The sequence below is a fragment of the Kitasatospora sp. NPDC085464 genome, assembly GCF_044541955.1.
Taxonomy (GTDB): Bacteria; Actinomycetota; Actinomycetes; order Streptomycetales; family Streptomycetaceae; genus Kitasatospora.
Genome location: NZ_JBITTM010000025.1, coordinates 35,418 through 50,735, shown reverse-complemented (window position 1 = coordinate 50,735; position 15,318 = coordinate 35,418). Strand labels below are relative to the sequence as shown.

Annotated in this window: 9 protein-coding genes; 1 reads left to right on the top strand and 8 read right to left on the bottom strand. The window is 74.3% G+C overall.

The window, feature by feature from the left end:
* Position 1: 1 nt before the first annotated feature.
* The 4 genes from sbnB to ACIGG8_RS22520 form a co-directional block, all read right to left on the bottom strand.
* Positions 2 to 1,015, bottom strand: a complete 1,014-nt coding sequence (gene sbnB, locus ACIGG8_RS22535) for a 2,3-diaminopropionate biosynthesis protein SbnB (protein WP_396550194.1) — start codon at positions 1,013 to 1,015, stop codon at positions 2 to 4.
* Positions 1,009 to 2,022, bottom strand: coding sequence for a 2,3-diaminopropionate biosynthesis protein SbnA (sbnA, locus tag ACIGG8_RS22530; RefSeq protein WP_350525596.1), 1,014 nt, complete (start codon positions 2,020 to 2,022; stop codon positions 1,009 to 1,011). The genes sbnB and sbnA overlap by 7 nt, the downstream gene beginning before the upstream one ends.
* Positions 2,015 to 2,167 (bottom strand): hypothetical protein, encoded by a 153-nt coding sequence (locus ACIGG8_RS22525; RefSeq protein WP_396550193.1) that lies wholly within the window; start codon positions 2,165 to 2,167, stop codon positions 2,015 to 2,017. The genes sbnA and ACIGG8_RS22525 overlap by 8 nt, the downstream gene beginning before the upstream one ends.
* A gap of 267 nt (positions 2,168 to 2,434) precedes the next feature.
* Positions 2,435 to 3,799, bottom strand: a complete 1,365-nt coding sequence (locus ACIGG8_RS22520) for an MFS transporter (RefSeq protein WP_396550192.1) — start codon at positions 3,797 to 3,799, stop codon at positions 2,435 to 2,437.
* A gap of 185 nt (positions 3,800 to 3,984) precedes the next feature.
* Here ACIGG8_RS22520 and ACIGG8_RS22515 point away from each other — a divergent pair, with 185 nt between their 5' ends.
* Positions 3,985 to 11,289, top strand: coding sequence for an amino acid adenylation domain-containing protein (locus tag ACIGG8_RS22515; RefSeq protein ID WP_396550190.1), 7,305 nt, complete (start codon positions 3,985 to 3,987; stop codon positions 11,287 to 11,289).
* A gap of 189 nt (positions 11,290 to 11,478) precedes the next feature.
* Here the strand turns inward: ACIGG8_RS22515 and ACIGG8_RS22510 are convergent, their stop codons facing one another.
* The 4 genes from ACIGG8_RS22510 to ACIGG8_RS22495 all read right to left on the bottom strand — a co-directional run bounded on the left by ACIGG8_RS22510 (position 11,479) and on the right by ACIGG8_RS22495 (position 15,286).
* Positions 11,479 to 12,432: an ornithine carbamoyltransferase gene (locus tag ACIGG8_RS22510; RefSeq protein ID WP_350525600.1), complete on the bottom strand. Its 954-nt coding sequence runs from the start codon at positions 12,430 to 12,432 to the stop codon at positions 11,479 to 11,481.
* A gap of 25 nt (positions 12,433 to 12,457) precedes the next feature.
* Positions 12,458 to 13,759 (bottom strand): diaminobutyrate--2-oxoglutarate transaminase, encoded by a 1,302-nt coding sequence (gene ectB / locus ACIGG8_RS22505; RefSeq protein WP_396550187.1) that lies wholly within the window; start codon positions 13,757 to 13,759, stop codon positions 12,458 to 12,460.
* A 223-nt stretch (positions 13,760 to 13,982) separates the two neighbouring features.
* A complete protein-coding gene (locus ACIGG8_RS22500) occupies positions 13,983 to 14,615 on the bottom strand; it encodes a response regulator transcription factor (protein ID WP_396550186.1) in 633 nt (210 codons plus the stop codon).
* A gap of 50 nt (positions 14,616 to 14,665) precedes the next feature.
* On the bottom strand, positions 14,666 to 15,286 hold the full coding sequence (locus ACIGG8_RS22495; protein WP_350525603.1) for a LuxR C-terminal-related transcriptional regulator: 621 nt from the start codon (positions 15,284 to 15,286) through the stop codon (positions 14,666 to 14,668).
* Positions 15,287 to 15,318 lie beyond the last annotated feature (32 nt).

Below are 15,318 nucleotides of genomic sequence, written 5' to 3'. Positions count from 1 at the left end.
CCTACGCTCCCGGACTGAGGAAGTCCGGGACGTCGGTGCCGAGGCCCTGCTCCTGCGCCCTGTGGTGGACCAGGTCGGCGACGGCGAGGTCGAGGACGCCCAGGCCGAAGGGCGAGAAGACCGTCAGCGCCTCGGGGTCGCGGTGGTGGCGGCCGCCGGTGAGGACGGCGCCGATCGAGTCGGCGATGAAGTCGCGGTGGCCGGTCTGCTGTTCGGCGAGGTGAAGGGAGGTGGACTCGCGGCAGACGTGGTCGCCGTCGTCGACGATGTTGACGCTGGACAAGATGGTCTCCGGGGCGAGGTCACGCAGGGACAGGTGGAGCAGCAGCGTCCCCGGTCGGCAGGGGGAGGGGTCCAGGTGCGGGGTGGAGGCGGTGGTGGCCAGGGAGACCAGGCGGTGGGCCGCCAGGGCGTCCTCGATCCGGTCGGCCGTGGTGGTCTTGAGCCCGGGGAACCGGGCCGCGCACCGTTCGGCGAACGCCTGGGCGCGGGCCGGGTCGAGGTCGAACAGGGTGACCTCGGTCAGGTCGGGCAGCAGGGCGCGCAGGAAGGTGAGCACCTCGAAGTTGATCACGCCGCAGCCGATCAGGGTGGCGCCGGTCTGCGGCTCCTGCGGGGCGAGCGTGGCGGCGGCGAGGGCGGCGCTGGCCGCGGTGCGCCGGGCGGAGATCACCGAGCCCTCCAGCAGCACCTCGGGGTGGCCGGTGCGCATCGAGTTGAGGATGATCGCGGCCGAGGCGCGCTCCAGTCCGGAGGCCAGGTTGCCCGGGAAGGACGAGATCCACTTGATGCCGGCGACCGGCTCCCGGTCGTCGGCGTCCCCGGTGTTCCCGAGGTAGCCGGGCAGGGCGATGATCCGGTTGCGGGCCTCCTCGGGGAAGCGCAGGAAGAGCGAGTGGGGGAGCGCGGTCCGGCCGGCGGCGTGCAGGCGGTACGCCCGGCTCACCGCCTCGACCACCTGGTGCTCCGCACCGTCCAGGACCTGCCGGACCTCGCGGGCTGTCAGGATCAGCATGGTGTCACCTCGGCCATCGGACCGTTCTCCCTCCACAGGTGGGTGACGTCGCCGAAGTGCGACGTGACCCAGTCGTCGTCGTAGATCGTGTCGAGGTAGCGCTCACCCCGGTCGGGGAGGATCACCGCGCAGGTTGCGCCGGGCGGGATCCGGTCGCCCATCTGCCGGACCGCGGCGAGCACCGCGCCCGACGAGCCGCCGGCGAGGATGGCCTCGCGGTGCGCCAGGCGCCGGCAGTTGACCACGCAGTCCAGATCGCTGACGTGCACCACCTCGTCCGCCAGGCCGTCCTGGTGGAGTGCCGGCCGGACGGCGGCGCCGTGGCCGGGGATGAGCCGGGGCGCGGGCCGGCGCCCGAAGATGACGCTGCCCTCGGCGTCGACGGCCACGATGGTCACCGGGAGCTGCTGCTCCCGCGCGTACTCGGCGCAGCCGCGCAGGGTTCCGCAGGAACTGGTCGCGCAGAACAGGTAGTCCGGGCCGCCGGGCAGGGCCTCCCGGATCTCCCGCATGGTCGCGTGGTGCGAGCGCGGGTTGAGCGGGTTCGAGTACTGGTCCGGCCAGTAGGCGTGTTCGGTCCTGGCGAGGATCTCGCGCACCCGCCGGATCCGCACCGGCAGGTACTCGCCGGTGGCCGGGTCGGTCCGGGTGACCACCTCGACCTCGGCGCCCAGCGCCCGCATGATCGCGATGTTCTGCCGGTTGGCGCGGGGGTCCACCACGCAGATGAGGCGGATCCCGAAGTACCCGCAGACCTGGGCGAGTCCGATGCCCAGGTTGCCGGAGCTGGACTCGACGACGACCGACAGCCCGGGGATCAGCCGGCCCGAGCGGATGCCCTCGCTCAACAGCTCCAGTGCGGAGCGGTCCTTGATGGAACCGCCCGGGTTGTGCGCCTCCAGCTTGGCGAAGAGGCGGAAGTGGCTGGTCGGGTCGATTCTGGTCAGCTCGACCAGCGGCGTTCGGCCCACGGTCCGGAGTACACCGGCCGGCACGGTGTCAGACATGCGCACGGGCCCCGTCGATGGTGTCGCCGGTGGTGCGGCGGCGCGGGCTCGTCGGCCGCGTCCCGGTCCACGCGGGCCCGGTGTGCGGCTCCACATCGTCGACGGCGATCCGGGACGTGCAGGTTTCGGTGGCTTCCTCGGCCACAACTACCCTCCTGGTCTTGAGGTTTGACACTGCGACGGGGCGAGCCTGCCGGGCTGTGGGGAACGGCGGCAAGAGACAAACGGGCAGCGGGACGAGCATGCGCGCGGTGCCGCTGTGTCCCCGGGCCGCGAAGCCCGCAGCGCACGGCGGACCGGCCGGTCACCCCGGCGGCGGCGCACCCGCGCCGGACGGCCGCAGGACGGCGTACGGGCCGGCGTACGCGACGCGGCACTCACGCGCCGCGGGCCACGCGCCACGGGTCACGCGTCACGCGCTCGGAGCGGACTCGGCGGCGGTGGCGTCGGTGATGCCGGCTGCGTCCTCGTCCTCGTCCTCGTCCTCGGCCCCGGCCGCGGTGGCGCCGTCGTCGGCGGCCGGCTGCCCGGGGGCGGCGCCGGCCAGGGACGGCGCGGAGCGCACCGAGGGGCTGAGGGTGGCGGTCGCGCCGAGCAGGACCATCCAGGCGGCCAGGACCACCACGGTGGAGTGCGCCCCGAACCGCGCGAGCAACTCGCCGCCGATCAGCGAACCCAGCGGGACGGCACCGAAGGCGATCAGGCCGACCGCGCCGATCACCCGGCCCTGGATGGCGTCCGGGGTGACGGCGAGCTGGTAGGCGGAGGTCACCACGTTCCACACCGGCCCGACGAAGCACATCAGGGCGTACACCGCGCCGATCAGGTACGGGCCGTGGACCACCAGGAGCACCGGGACCAGCAGCGCCCAGGCCCAGTTGGCGCCGATCACCACGGTCCGCATCGACAGCCGCCGTTCCAGCTCGGGCGCCAGCAGGGAGCCCAGCACCCCGCCGACCGCTCCCAGGCCGAACATCACGCCGATCTGTGCCGGTGAGCCGCCCTGGTCGCGCGCCATCAGGATGACCGTCAGGAACACCGCCTGGAACAGCAGGTTGCTGCCCGCGATCAGGAAGGTCGTGGTGCGGATGAACGGCTGGCGCCACAACCAGCGGACGCCTTCGGTGAGTTCGCGGTGCAGCGGGCCGCTGCGGGGGCGCCGTTCGGCCTGGAACTCGGTGCGGATCAGCAGCAGGGAGACCAGCGACCACAGGTAGCTGACGGCGTCGAAGAGGAACGGCAGTGCGCGGCCGAAGCCGAACAGGGCGCCGCCCAGCGGTTTGCCGAGCATCGTGGCGCCGCGGGCCCGCGCCTCGTTGCGGGAGAGCGCGGCGGCGAGCTGGGACGGGTGCACCACGTTGGGGACGGCCGCCGAGGCGGCGATCTGGAAGCACACCGTCAGCGTGCCCTCGGTGAAGCCCACCGCGAGGATGTGCGGCAACGACAGCCGGTCCAGCAGCAGGGCCGCCGCGACGCTGCCGATGGCCAGGATGCGCAGCACGTCGCACCAGATCATCGTCCGTCGGCGGTTCCAGCGGTCGACCAGGGCTCCCGCCGGGAGCTGGAACAGGAGTTGCGGCACCAGTGCGACGAAGCCGGCGGCTCCCGCGTCGGCCGGGGACCCGGTCAGCGCGAGGACCAGCAGCGGGTACGCCACACTGGAGGCGTTGGATCCGAGCCCGGAGACCGCCGCTCCCTGCCAGAGCAGCAGGAAGTCCCGGTTGCGCAGCAGCGGCGGGACGTTCCGGGGGACTTCCTCGCGCACGGTGTCGGTCATGGTCCGATGCTGGGAGGCCGGCCGCCCCGGGCCCAGAGAAGGACCGGCAGTCACGCGCGCAGTTCGCCGCCGGAACCTCGGCCGTGCTGACCCTGCCGCCCCTTTCCCGCAGTCGGCAGGCTGACGCCGGGCCGGTGGAGCGTCACCGGACCGCTGACCCGGTCGCACGCACAGGAAGGCGAAGGATGAGCACGAGCCCGAGCTCCCGCACGGAGCTGCTGCAGCGGCGCCTCAGCGGCTTGACGAAGAAGCGGCAGGAGGGGATCGCCCCCGTGCCGCGGGACGGCGCGCTCCCGCTGTCGTTCGCGCAGCGCCGGATGTGGGTGCTCGACCGGCTCCGGCCGGGCGGCGTCGAGTACCTGATGCCGCTGCTGCTGCGCCTGCCGGGACCGGTGGATCCGGTGGCGCTGCGGCGCGCGCTGGACGCGCTGGTCGCCCGGCACGAGGTGCTGCGCACCCGCTACCCGGCCGTGGACGACGAGCCGGTGCTGGTGATCGACGCACCGGGGCCGATCGCCCTGACCACCGTCGACCTGGCGTCCGACGGGCCGGAGCAGGCCGAGCGCCGGCTCGCCGAGCTGGTGGCCGAGGACGGCCGGCAGCCGTTCGACCTGGCTGCCGGGCACCCCGTCCGGGCGCTGCTCGCCAAGCTCCCCGGCGACGCGTACGCGTTGCTGCTGACGATCCATCACATCGCGTCGGACGGCTGGTCGGAGGACGTCCTGCTCGGCGAACTCGGACGGCTCTACGAGGCGTTCGCGGCCGGCCGGGCGGACCCGCTCGGCCCGCCCGCCGTGCAGTACGCGGACTTCGCCGCCTGGCAGCGCGAGCAGCTGTCCGGCGACCGGCTGGCCTCTCAACTCGCCTACTGGCGCGACACCCTGGCCGACCTGACCCCGCTCGCGCTGCCCACCGACCGGCCCCGCGGTCCGGTCCGGGACGCCGCCGGCGCCGTCGCGATGTTCACCGTTCCGGCCGAACTCGTCGCGCCGCTGGAGGAGTTGGGCCGAAGCCGGGGCGCCACCCCGTTCATGGTCTTCCTGGCGGCCTTCCAGCTCCTGCTGGGCCGCAGTTGCGGGCAGACCGACGTGGTGGTCGGCACCCCCGTCGCGGGCCGGGAGCAGGCCGACGTCCAGGCCATGGTGGGCCTGTTCGCCAACACCGTCGCCCTGCGCGCCGACCTCGCCGGCGACCCGTCGTTCCTGGAACTGCTCGGCCGCGTGCGGGAGTCCGCGCTCGGCGCGTTCACCCACCAGGAGACCCCGTTCGAGCGGCTGGTCGACGAGCTGGCGCCCGAACGCGACCCCTCCCGCAACCCGATCTTCCAGGTGGTCTTCCAGCTCGCCGCGCACACCCCGGCCGAGCCGGGTGCGCTGCGCGCCGAGCTGCAGGCGGTGGACTGGCACCCCGCCAAGTTCGACCTCTCGCTCGCGCTCACCACTGCCGCCGACGGCTCCATCAGCGGCGAACTGGAGTACGCCACCGCGCTGTTCGACCCGGAGACGATCGAGCGGACCGTCGCGCACTACCTGCGGCTGCTGGCCGGAATAGCCGCCGACCCCGGCCGGCCGGTCAACCGGCTCGACCTGCTGCCCGACGCCGAGCGCGAACTCCTCGCGTCCTGGAGCGGAGCCGGCCGCAGCTACCCGGCCGATGAGACCCTGCCCGAGGTGTTCCGGCAGTGGGTGGAGCGCACCCCCGACGCCCCCGCCGCGACCTGCGACGGCGTCTCGCTGACGTACGCGGAACTGAACGCCCGGGCCAACCGGCTGGCCCACCGGCTGCGTGCGCTCGGCGCCGGCCCGGAGAGCCTGGTCGGCGTGCGCTGCGAGCGCGGGCTCGGCCTGGTGGTGGCGCTGCTCGGTGTGCTCAAGTCCGGTGCGGGCTACCTCCCGCTGGACCCGGGCCAGCCGGCCGACCGGCTCGCCTACATCCTCGCCGATGCCGGGGCGACCGTCCTGGTCGCCGACCGGAGCACCGGCGAGGAGAACGTCACCACCGTGCTGCTCGACGAGGCCGACCGGGACTGGCCCGACACCGACCCCACCCCGCTGGCGACGTCCGGCAACACCGCCTACGTCATCCACACCTCCGGCTCCACCGGCGCCCCCAAGGGCGTCCCCGTCACGCACGCCAACGTGCTGCGCCTGCTGCGCTCCTGCCAGGAGGACTTCGGCTTCGGCCCGGACGACGTGTGGACGCTGTTCCACTCCTACGCCTTCGACTTCTCGGTCTGGGAGCTGTGGGGCGCGCTGCTGAACGGCGGCCGGGTCGTGGTGGTGCCGTTCGCCGTCTCGCGCTCCCCGCAGGACTTCCTCGACCTGCTGGTCGCCGAGCGCGTCACCGTGCTCAACCAGACCCCCTCGGCCTTCCGCGGCCTGCAGGAGGCCGTCGCGCTGGCCGACCTGCGCCCCGAGGCCCTGTCGCTGCGGACCGTGGTCTTCGGCGGCGAAGCGCTGGACGTGGCCGAACTGGGGCCCTGGTTCGAGCGGTTCGGCGACCGGCGGCCCGTCCTGGTGAACATGTACGGCATCACCGAGACCACCGTCCACGTCACCCACCGCCCGGTGCGGGCCGAGGAGACCGCCGGTGCCCGGCGCAGCCCGATCGGCCGCCCGCTCGGCGACCTGCGGCTCCACCTCCTCGACGCGGAGCTCAACCCGGTGCCGATCGGCGTCCCGGGCCAGCTCCACGTCTCCGGGCCCGGCCTGGCCCGCGGCTACCTGAACCGCCCGGGGCTGACCGCCGAACGCTTCCTGCCCGACCCGTACGCCGGCACACCGGGCGCCAGGATGTACCGCACCGGGGACCTCGCCCGCTACGGCGCCGACGGCGAACTGGAGTTCCTCGGCCGGGCCGACAGCCAGGTGAAGATCCGCGGCCACCGGATCGAGCCCGGCGAGATCGAGGCGGCCATCGGCGCCCTCCCCGACGTGGACAAGAGCCTGGTGATCGCGCACCGCGGCGCCGAGGAGCGGGAGGCCCGCCTGGTCGCGTACGTCGCCCCCCGGGCAGGCAGCACCCTCGACGTGGCGGAGCTGCGCGCGGCCCTGGGCCGGACGCTGCCCGGCTACATGGTGCCGGCGGTCTTCGTCCCGCTGGCGGCCTTCCCGATGACGGCCAACGGCAAGATCGACCGCCGTGCCCTGCCCGCCCCCGAGGCCCACCGCGCGCTCGGCGGCGCCGAGCACGTCGCCCCGCGCACCGGCACCGAGCGGGTCGTCGCCGAGACCTGGGCCGAGGTCCTGCGCCTGCCCCGGGTCGGCGCCCTCGACAACTTCTTCCACCTGGGCGGCGACTCCATCCGGGCGATCAAGGTCGTCGGCGCGCTGCGGCGGCGCGGGATCGACCTGACGGTGCAGAACCTGCTGGTGCACCAGAGCGTCGAGAGCCTGGCCCGGTTCGCCGACCAGGCCGCGCCCGGCGGACCGGCCGGCGTGGAGGAGCAGCGGGTGGCGCCGTTCGAGCTGCTCTCGGCAGCCGACCGCGCCGCCCTGCCGCCCGGCCTGGTGGACGCCTACCCGCTCGCCATGGTGCAGGCCGCGATGGTCTACCAGATGCTCGCAGACCGGGACGAGAGCCCGTACCACAACATCACGCTGTTCCCGTTCGTCGACGACGCGCCGTTCTCGCTGCGCGCGATGCGGGAGGCCGCGGCCCGGCTCGCCCGGCGGCACGAGATCGTGCGCACCAGCTTCGACCTCACCGGGTACTCCGAGCCGCTCCAGCTCGTCCACGCAGACGGGACGGTGGAGGTCGGCCACGACGACCTGCGCGGGCTCGACGAGGAGCGGATCCAGGCCGAGCTCACGGAGTTCACCACCCGGACCCGCCGCACGCCCTTCGACATCGGCCGGGCGCCGATGCTGCGCTTCCACGTCCACCAGACCGCCGACGACCGCTGGACGTTCTCCTTCATCGAGTGCCACGCGATCCTCGACGGCTGGAGCCACCACTCGCTGATCGACGAGGTGATGCGCGACTACCGGGCGATCCGCGACGGGCGGGCCCCGGCCGACACCGGGCAGCGGCACACCGTCCGCTACGCCGACCACATCGCGCTGGAGCGGCGCTCCCTCGCCGGCACCGAGGACCGCGCGTTCTGGCAGCAGCGGGTCGGCGACTTCGAGCGCGTCGTCCTGCCGCCGTCCTGGGCCGCCGACCCGGCGGCCGGCGAGCGGCCGTACCAGGTCACCGTTCCGTTCCACGACCTGGAGCCGGGCCTGCGCGCGCTGGCCGCGGCCGGCGGGGTGCCGCTCAAGAGCGTGCTGTTCGCCGCGCACCTGAAGGCGATGGCCGTGATCAGCGGCAGCCGCCGCTTCCACAGCGGACTGGTCTTCAACGGGCGCCTGGAGACGGACGGCGGCGAGCTGGTGCGCGGCATGCACCTCAACACCGTGCCGCTCGGCGTCGAACTGACCGGCGGCACGTGGCGCGAGCTGGTGGGGCAGGTCTTCGCCGCCGAGGTGGCCGCCTGGCCGCACCGCCGCTTCCCGCTGCCGGAGATGCAGCGCGCCTGGGGCGACGGCAGCCCGCTGGTCGAGGTGTCCTTCACCTACCTGGACTTCCACGTCCTGGACGACCGGCAGATCGATTCCGGCAAGGTCGTCGACGTCAGCCCGAACGAGTTCGCGCTGGACGCCTCGACCTTCCCCGGCGTGTTCGTCCTCTACGGCCGCCCGGAGCGGATCAGCCGGGCCAACGGGGAGCGGCTGGCCGGGCTGTACCGGCGGATCCTGGAGGCGATGGCCGCCGACCCGCTGGGCGACTCCGGCGCCGACGCCCTCGCCGCCGAGGAGCGCGAACTGCTCGACCGGTTCGCGACCGGCCCCCGGACGGCCGCCCCGGACGCCTGCGTGCACGAGCTGTTCGAGCAGCAGGCCGCCCGCACCCCGGACGCGGCCGCGCTGCACTGCGCCGACGGCAGCACCGTCGACTACGCCTCACTCAACGCCCGCGCCAACCGGATCGCCCGGCGGCTGCGCGGGCTCGGCGTCGGCCCCGAGTCGAAGGTCGGGGTCCTGCTGCGGCGGGGCCCGGACCTGGTCGCGGCGCTGCTCGCGGTCCTCAAGTCCGGTGCCGCCTACCTGCCGCTCGACCCCGCGCACCCGGCCCGGCGGCTGGCCGGCGTGCTCGCCGAGACCGGCGCCGCGGCCGTCCTCACCCAGGCGGAGCTGGCCCCGCTGGTCGCGGGCCTGCCCGCCGAGGCCGTGCTGCTCGACCGCGACGCGGAGACCGACGCGCAGGACGGGGACGACCTCGGCCCGATCGCCACGCCCGCCAACCTGGCGTACATCGTCTACACCTCCGGCTCCACCGGCACCCCCAAGGGGGTGATGATCGAGCACCGCTCCCTGGTCAACTACGCGACCTGGGCGGGCGCCGAGTTCCCGGACGTGCACGGCACCGGCTCGCCGCTGTACTCCGCGATGGCCTTCGACCTGCCGGTCACCTCGCTCTTCCCCGCGCTGCTCTCCGGGCGGCCGGTCACCCTCACCGAGGACGACGGCACCCCCGGCCTGGACGGCCTGGTCGCCGTCCTGGAGCGCGGCGGATTCGGCCTGGTCAAGCTGACCCCCACCCACCTGGCGCTGCTCAACCAGACCCTGCCGCCCGCCGCGCTCGCCTCCGCCACCGACCGGTTGGTGGTCGGCGGCGAGGAGCTCACCCGCGAGGCGCTCAGCGCCTGGACCGAACACGCCCCGGACACGGCGGTGGTCAACCACTACGGCCCGACCGAGGCGACCGTCGGCTGCTGCATCCTGAAGTCCCGCGCCGACAGCCTGCCCGAAGGCCCGGTGCCGATCGGCCGGCCGGTGGCCAACACGGTGATGCGGATCCTCGACCGCGACCAGCGGCTCGTCCCGGTCGGCGTCATGGGCGAGCTGTACATCGGCGGCGCCCAGCTGGCCCGCGGCTACGCCGAGCGGCCCGCGCTGACCGCCGAGCGCTTCGTCCCGGACCCCTACGCGGCCGCGCCCGGCGCCCGGCTCTACCGCACCGGGGACCTGGCCCGCTACCGGGAGGACGGCCTGCTGGAGTTCGGCGGCCGGGCGGACAACCAGGTGAAGATCCGCGGCTACCGGGTCGAGCCCGGCGAGGTGGAGGGCATGCTCCGTCGCCACGGGGCGGTCCGGGAGGTCGCCGTCCGGGTGCGCACCGCGGCCGGCGGCGACCGCAGCATGGTCGCGTACGTCGTGCCGCGCGAGGGCGCGGACATCCAGCCCGTGGAGCTGCGGGACTGGCTGCTCGGGCACCTGCCCGAGTACCTCGTCCCGTCCGCCTTCGTCCTGCTGGACGCCCTGCCGCTGACCCGCAGCGGCAAGGTCGACCCGCACGCCCTGCCCGAGCCCGAGGCCGACAGCCTCCCCGCCACGCCGTACCTGGCGCCGCGCACCGCGATCGAGGGCATCCTGGCGACGGCGCTCGCCGAGGTGCTGGGCCTGCCCCGGATCGGCATGGACGACTCCTTCACCGACCTCGGCCTGCACTCGCTGATCGCGATGCGGGTGATCGTCAAACTCCGGGAGGAGCACGGGACGGCGGTCGCCTTCCGCGACTTCTACCAGCACCGTACGGTCGCCGAGCTGGCCCGGGCGATCGACCCCGCCGTCGCCGCCGACCTCGCGCCCGCGCTCGTCGCCGACCCGGCGAACGCCGCGGACGACCTCGCGGACTCCGTGCTGTGGCTGCGGCGCGAGGGCGGGCGGGCACCGCTGTTCTGCGTCTACCCGGGCGGCGCCCAGTGGTACGTCCACCTGGCCGAACACCTCGCCGAGGACCGCCGGGTGGTCGGCCTGGAGTGGCCCGGCCTGCACCGCGACGTCGCCTCCCCGCAGAGCATCGGCCGCGTCGCCGAGCAGTTCCTCGCCCGGATCCGGGCCATCCGGCCCACCGGCCCGTACCACCTGCTCGGCTGGTGCGGGGCCGGACCGGTCACCAGCGAACTGGCGCACCGGCTGCACCAGGACGGCGAACAGGTCACCTTCGCCCTGCTCGACCCCGCCCTGGACAGCCACACCCGCCGGAACCTGTGGGACGAGGCGGCGATGCTCGCCCGCGGCGAGAGCCTGCTCGGCGAGCTCGACCTTGCGGAGGGGGAGGAGGAGATCGAACTCCTGCAGGCGGAGTTCCTCAAGGTGCTCGACCACGTCATCGACGAGGGCCCCAAGTTGGCGCCCCGGCCCGGTGACACCTTCTGGGCGGGCCGGCTGAAGGTCTGGCGCGAGCTGGCCCAGGCCACCCTCGGGTACCGGCACCGGCCCTACCCGGGGCGGATGCACCTGCTGATCGGCGACGAACTCGCCGGCGGCGCGCACGACGTGGCCTCCGGCCAGTCCTTCCGGGACTACGTGACGCGCTGGACCGAGCTGACCCCCGGGGGCCTGGAGGTCCACCGGGTCGGCGGCGACCACCTCGGCGTGCTGCAGCCGCCGCACGTCGCCGGGCTCGCCGGGGTGCTCGACGGGCTGATGGCGGAACAGGACTGACGGTCGGCGGCAGTCGAGGCCGGCCCCCCGCGGCGCAACCGCGGGGGGCCGGCCTCTGCGTGTCGGTTCAGGTGTGTCGGCCTCTGCGTCCCCGTTACTGCGTTCCCGCCCCTGCGGGCCCGCGCCCGCCGGACACGCCGAAGGGGCCGCCTCCCGGTGGTTTCCGGGAGGCGGCCCCTTCGGCCGGGCTCACTCGTCGCCGGCCCCCGCCGGGCCGCCGCCGACGCACCACTCCAGCACCGCGCGGGCACTGTGGTACTTGTTCTCGGCCTGCTCGAAGGCGATCGAGTCGGGCCCGTCGAGCACCTCGGCGGTCACCTCGTCGCCGCGGTGCGCGGGCAGGTCGTGCATGAACAGCGCGCCGGGGACGGCGTCCATGACGGCCTTGTCCACCCGGAACGGCTCGAAGAGGCGCCGCCAGTCGGGGTCGGGCTTGGTCGTGCCGGTGGTCTGCCAGCGGGTGGTATAGACCACGTCGACCTCGGGCAGGTCGGCCATGTCGTGCCGCTGCTCCACCAGCGCGCCGCTGCCCGCCGCGTACTCGGCGGCCCGGTCGAGGTAGCGCTGCTCGACGCCGTAGCCGGCCGGCGTGCGCAGGTGCAGCGCCGTCCCGGGGTAGCGGGAGAGGGCCAGCGTCAGCGCCGAGGCGGTGTTGTTGCCCTCGCCGACGTAGAGCACCCGCAGGCCCTCGATCCGCCCGAACCGGCCGAGCAGTGTGGTGAGGTCGGTGAGTGCCTGGGTGGGGTGCTCGACGGCGCTCATCGCGTTGACGACGGCCATCCGCTGCTGGGCGGCGAACGCCCGCAGCTCGGCCTCGGTGCCCACGGTCCTGGCCACCAGGACGTCGAGCATCCGGGACAGCACGGCGGCGGTGTCCTCGACCGTCTCCCCGGTGTTCTCCTGCAGGTCGCCGGGGCCGTAGGTGATCAGCCGGCCGCCCAGGCGCAGCGTGCCGGCGGAGAAGGCGGTGCGGGTGCGGGTGGAGGTCTTGCGGAACAGGACGCCCACCACCGCGTCCTGCAGGGGACGGGCGTCCTCGCAGCGGCCGGCCGCGAAGTCGGCGCCGCGCTGCACGATGCGGTGCATGGACTCGAAGTCGAGGTCGTCGATCGAGATCAGGTGGCGGCGTATCGGTCGGGACATTGCGCGCTCCTCAGGTGATGGTGTGTCAGATCGTCTGCAGGCCCTGCCGCAGCACGTCGAGGCCCCGGTCGAGCAGTGCGAGGTCGACGGTCAGCGGCGGCAGCAGCTTGACCACTTCATCATCACGGCCGCAGAGTTCGACGATCAGCCCCCGCTCGAAGGCGTACCGCTGCAGGCGGTCGGCGCGCAGGGCGCCGCCGGAGGCGCCGAGGTCGATGCCGAGCGCCATCCCGCGTCCGCGCATCACCAGGTCCTGCCCCAGCGCGGCCAGTTCGCCGCGGAAGCCCTCCAGGCGGGCGGTCGCGGCGGCGAGGTGGGTGTGGAAGGAGTCCTGGCGCCACAGCTCGCAGGCCGCGGTGGCGGCGACGAAGGCCAGCTGGTTGCCGCGGAACGTCCCGGTGTGCTCGCCCGGCTCCCAGGCGTCCAACTCCCGCTTGAAGAGCACCATCGACAGCGGAAGCCCGTAGCCGCTGAGCGACTTGGACAGCGTCACCACGTCCGGGGTGATCCCGGCGTGCTCGAAGCAGAAGAACCGGCCGGAGCGGCCGCAGCCCGCCTGGATCTCGTCGAGGATCAGCAGGATCCCGTGCCGCTCGGTGAGTTCGCGTAGGGCGCGCAGCCACTCGGCGCTCGCCGGGTAGACCCCGCCCTCCATCTGCATCGGCTCCAGGATGACCGCGGCGGGCAGGTCGACGCCCGACGAGGGGTCGGCGAGCAGCCGCTCCAGGTAGCCGATCGAGTCGAACGCGCCCTGCGGGCCGTCCTCGTAGGGGACGAACGTGACGTCCTGGCCGCTGACCCCGCCCGCCCGCCGGGCCCGGCGGCTGCCGGTCACCGCGAGCGAGCCGCGCGACATGCCGTGGTACGCGCCGGTGAACGCGACCAGGCCGCTGCGGCCGGTCTGCTTGCGGGCCAGCTTGAGCGCGGCCTCGACGGCGTCGGTGCCGGTCGGGCCGGTGAACTGCGCCTTGTAGTCCAGCCCGCGGGGGCGCAGCACGGTGTCGGCGAAGGCGGTCAGGAACTCCCGCTTGGCCACGGTGTACATGTCCAGGCCGTGCGCGATGCCGTCGGCGGCGAGGTACTCGGCCACCCGGGCCTTGATGAAGTCGTTGTTGTGCCCGTAGTTGAGCGTTCCCGCGCCGCAGAAGAAGTCGATGAACGTCCGGCCGTCCTCGGCGTGCAGTTCGACGCCCTTGGCCCGCTCGAAGACGGCCGGGAACTTGCGGCAGTACAGCCGGACCTCGGACTCCAGCTCCTCGAAGGTCTTGAACTCGTGCTCCGGCAGGGGATCCTGGCCGGTGGTCGGGGTGTCCTCGGCGATGTCCATCGGGTCCTCTCGGGAGGGATCGAACCCGCGGCGGGCCGCTCGGGGCGGCGCCCGCGGGTGCAGGGAGGGTTCGCCGTGTCCGCCTGGTGGACACGGGCAGGAGCAGCGTGCCGCCGGACCGCGGCACGGTGCCAGGGAACGAGTGGCAGCCTCGGCGCCGGGGCGCTGCGCGTTTGTCCCGGCCGGCGGCCGTGCCCGGCCGCGAAGGGTCCCCGGCCGGCGGTCAGATCAGCCCGGTCCGTACGGCGTGCGCCACCGCGTGGGCCCTGTTGTGCACCTGGAGCTGGCCCATCAGCTCGTAGATCACGTTCTTGACGGTGTGCTTGGAGCAGCTCAGCGTCCGGGCGATGGCCTCGTTCCCGTGGCCGTCGGCCATCAGCCGCAGGACCTCGATCTGCCGGTCCGTCAACGGCGAGCTGCCCGAACGCCGTTCGCGGCCGGTCGGCTCCGAGGAGCCGTTGAGCAGGCAGGCGAGCACCGGGTGGGACAGCCGGCCCTCGCCGCGGTGTGCCGAGTGGACGGCCGCGGCCAGCCGCGCCGGCGTCGCCTCGGCGGACAGCAGCACGGCCCGGGCGCCCGCCTTCAGGGCCCGCAGCACGCCGTGCCGGGACAGCACGTCGGCCACCACCACCAACAGCCGCTCGCCGCTGCCCGGCAGGGCGGGCCGGCAGGCCTCGATGGCGCCCTCCACCGTGTCGCCGACGGCCACCAGCACGTCCCGCGACTGCGGATCCGGCACGTGGACCGGCCGGAGCCCCGCCACCACCAGCTTGGCCTCCACGCCCGCGCGCGCCACCGCGTCGCTCGACCGCACCCGCACCCTGGGTCCCGCGGTGGGGCGGGTGGCCGTCGCCACGGCCGCACCGGGGGCCGTGCTCCTCGCGGCCGGGGCCGCCGTCGTCGCGATCACAGCAGACCCGCCCGCAGGGCGAAGGCCACCGCGTGCGCGCGGTTGCGGAGCCGGAACCGCCGGGTGACGTCGTGCACCACGGTGGTCACGGTGCGGGAGGAGTAGCACAGTTCACGTGCGATCTCCTCGGTCTCCCGGCCGTCGGCGACCAGCCGCAGGACGGCCTGTTCCCGCTCCGACAGCTCCCAGCCCGCCGGGGCCGCCACCGCGCCCGCACGGCGGGTGCCGTCCCCGCCGTCGAGGAGCCCGTCCAGCAGGTCCGGCGGCAGGGTGCAGTCGCCCGCGGCGGCCGCCACGACCGTCCAGGCCAGCCGCTCGGCGGTGGCCTCGGAGCGGCGCAGGAGCCCCCGGGTGCCGGCCGCGAAGGCCTGGGCGGCGTCGCCGGCCGCGAGCTCCGTGGCGACCAGCACGATCTCCCGGCGCTGGTCCGCCTCGCGGGCGGAGCGCACCGTCTCCATCACCTCGGGGGTCACCCGGTCCACCATGATGACCGCGACCTGCGCCCGTTCCCCGGGCAGTGCCACGGCGATGTCACCGTGGCACTGCAGGCTGGTCCGCGCACCGGCCTCCAGCACCGGGTCCTGTGCGACGACGCTGACTCTCACCGGTTCGCCCATCGGCTCCTCCTGGGGTGTGTGCCCGTGCCCGA

Bases quoted from the DNA above. Each gene is read 5' to 3' on its own strand.
- ACIGG8_RS22495 (WP_350525603.1), bottom strand. From the start codon at position 15,286: ATGGGCGAACCGGTGAGAGTCAGCGTCGTCGCACAGGACCCGGTGCTG.
- ACIGG8_RS22520 (WP_396550192.1), bottom strand. From the start codon at position 3,799: ATGACCGACACCGTGCGCGAGGAAGTCCCCCGGAACGTCCCGCCGCTG.
- ACIGG8_RS22515 (WP_396550190.1), top strand. From the start codon at position 3,985: ATGAGCACGAGCCCGAGCTCCCGCACGGAGCTGCTGCAGCGGCGCCTC.
- sbnB (WP_396550194.1), bottom strand. From the start codon at position 1,015: ATGCTGATCCTGACAGCCCGCGAGGTCCGGCAGGTCCTGGACGGTGCG.
- sbnA (WP_350525596.1), bottom strand. From the start codon at position 2,022: ATGTCTGACACCGTGCCGGCCGGTGTACTCCGGACCGTGGGCCGAACG.
- ACIGG8_RS22510 (WP_350525600.1), bottom strand. From the start codon at position 12,432: ATGTCCCGACCGATACGCCGCCACCTGATCTCGATCGACGACCTCGAC.
- ectB (WP_396550187.1), bottom strand. From the start codon at position 13,759: ATGGACATCGCCGAGGACACCCCGACCACCGGCCAGGATCCCCTGCCG.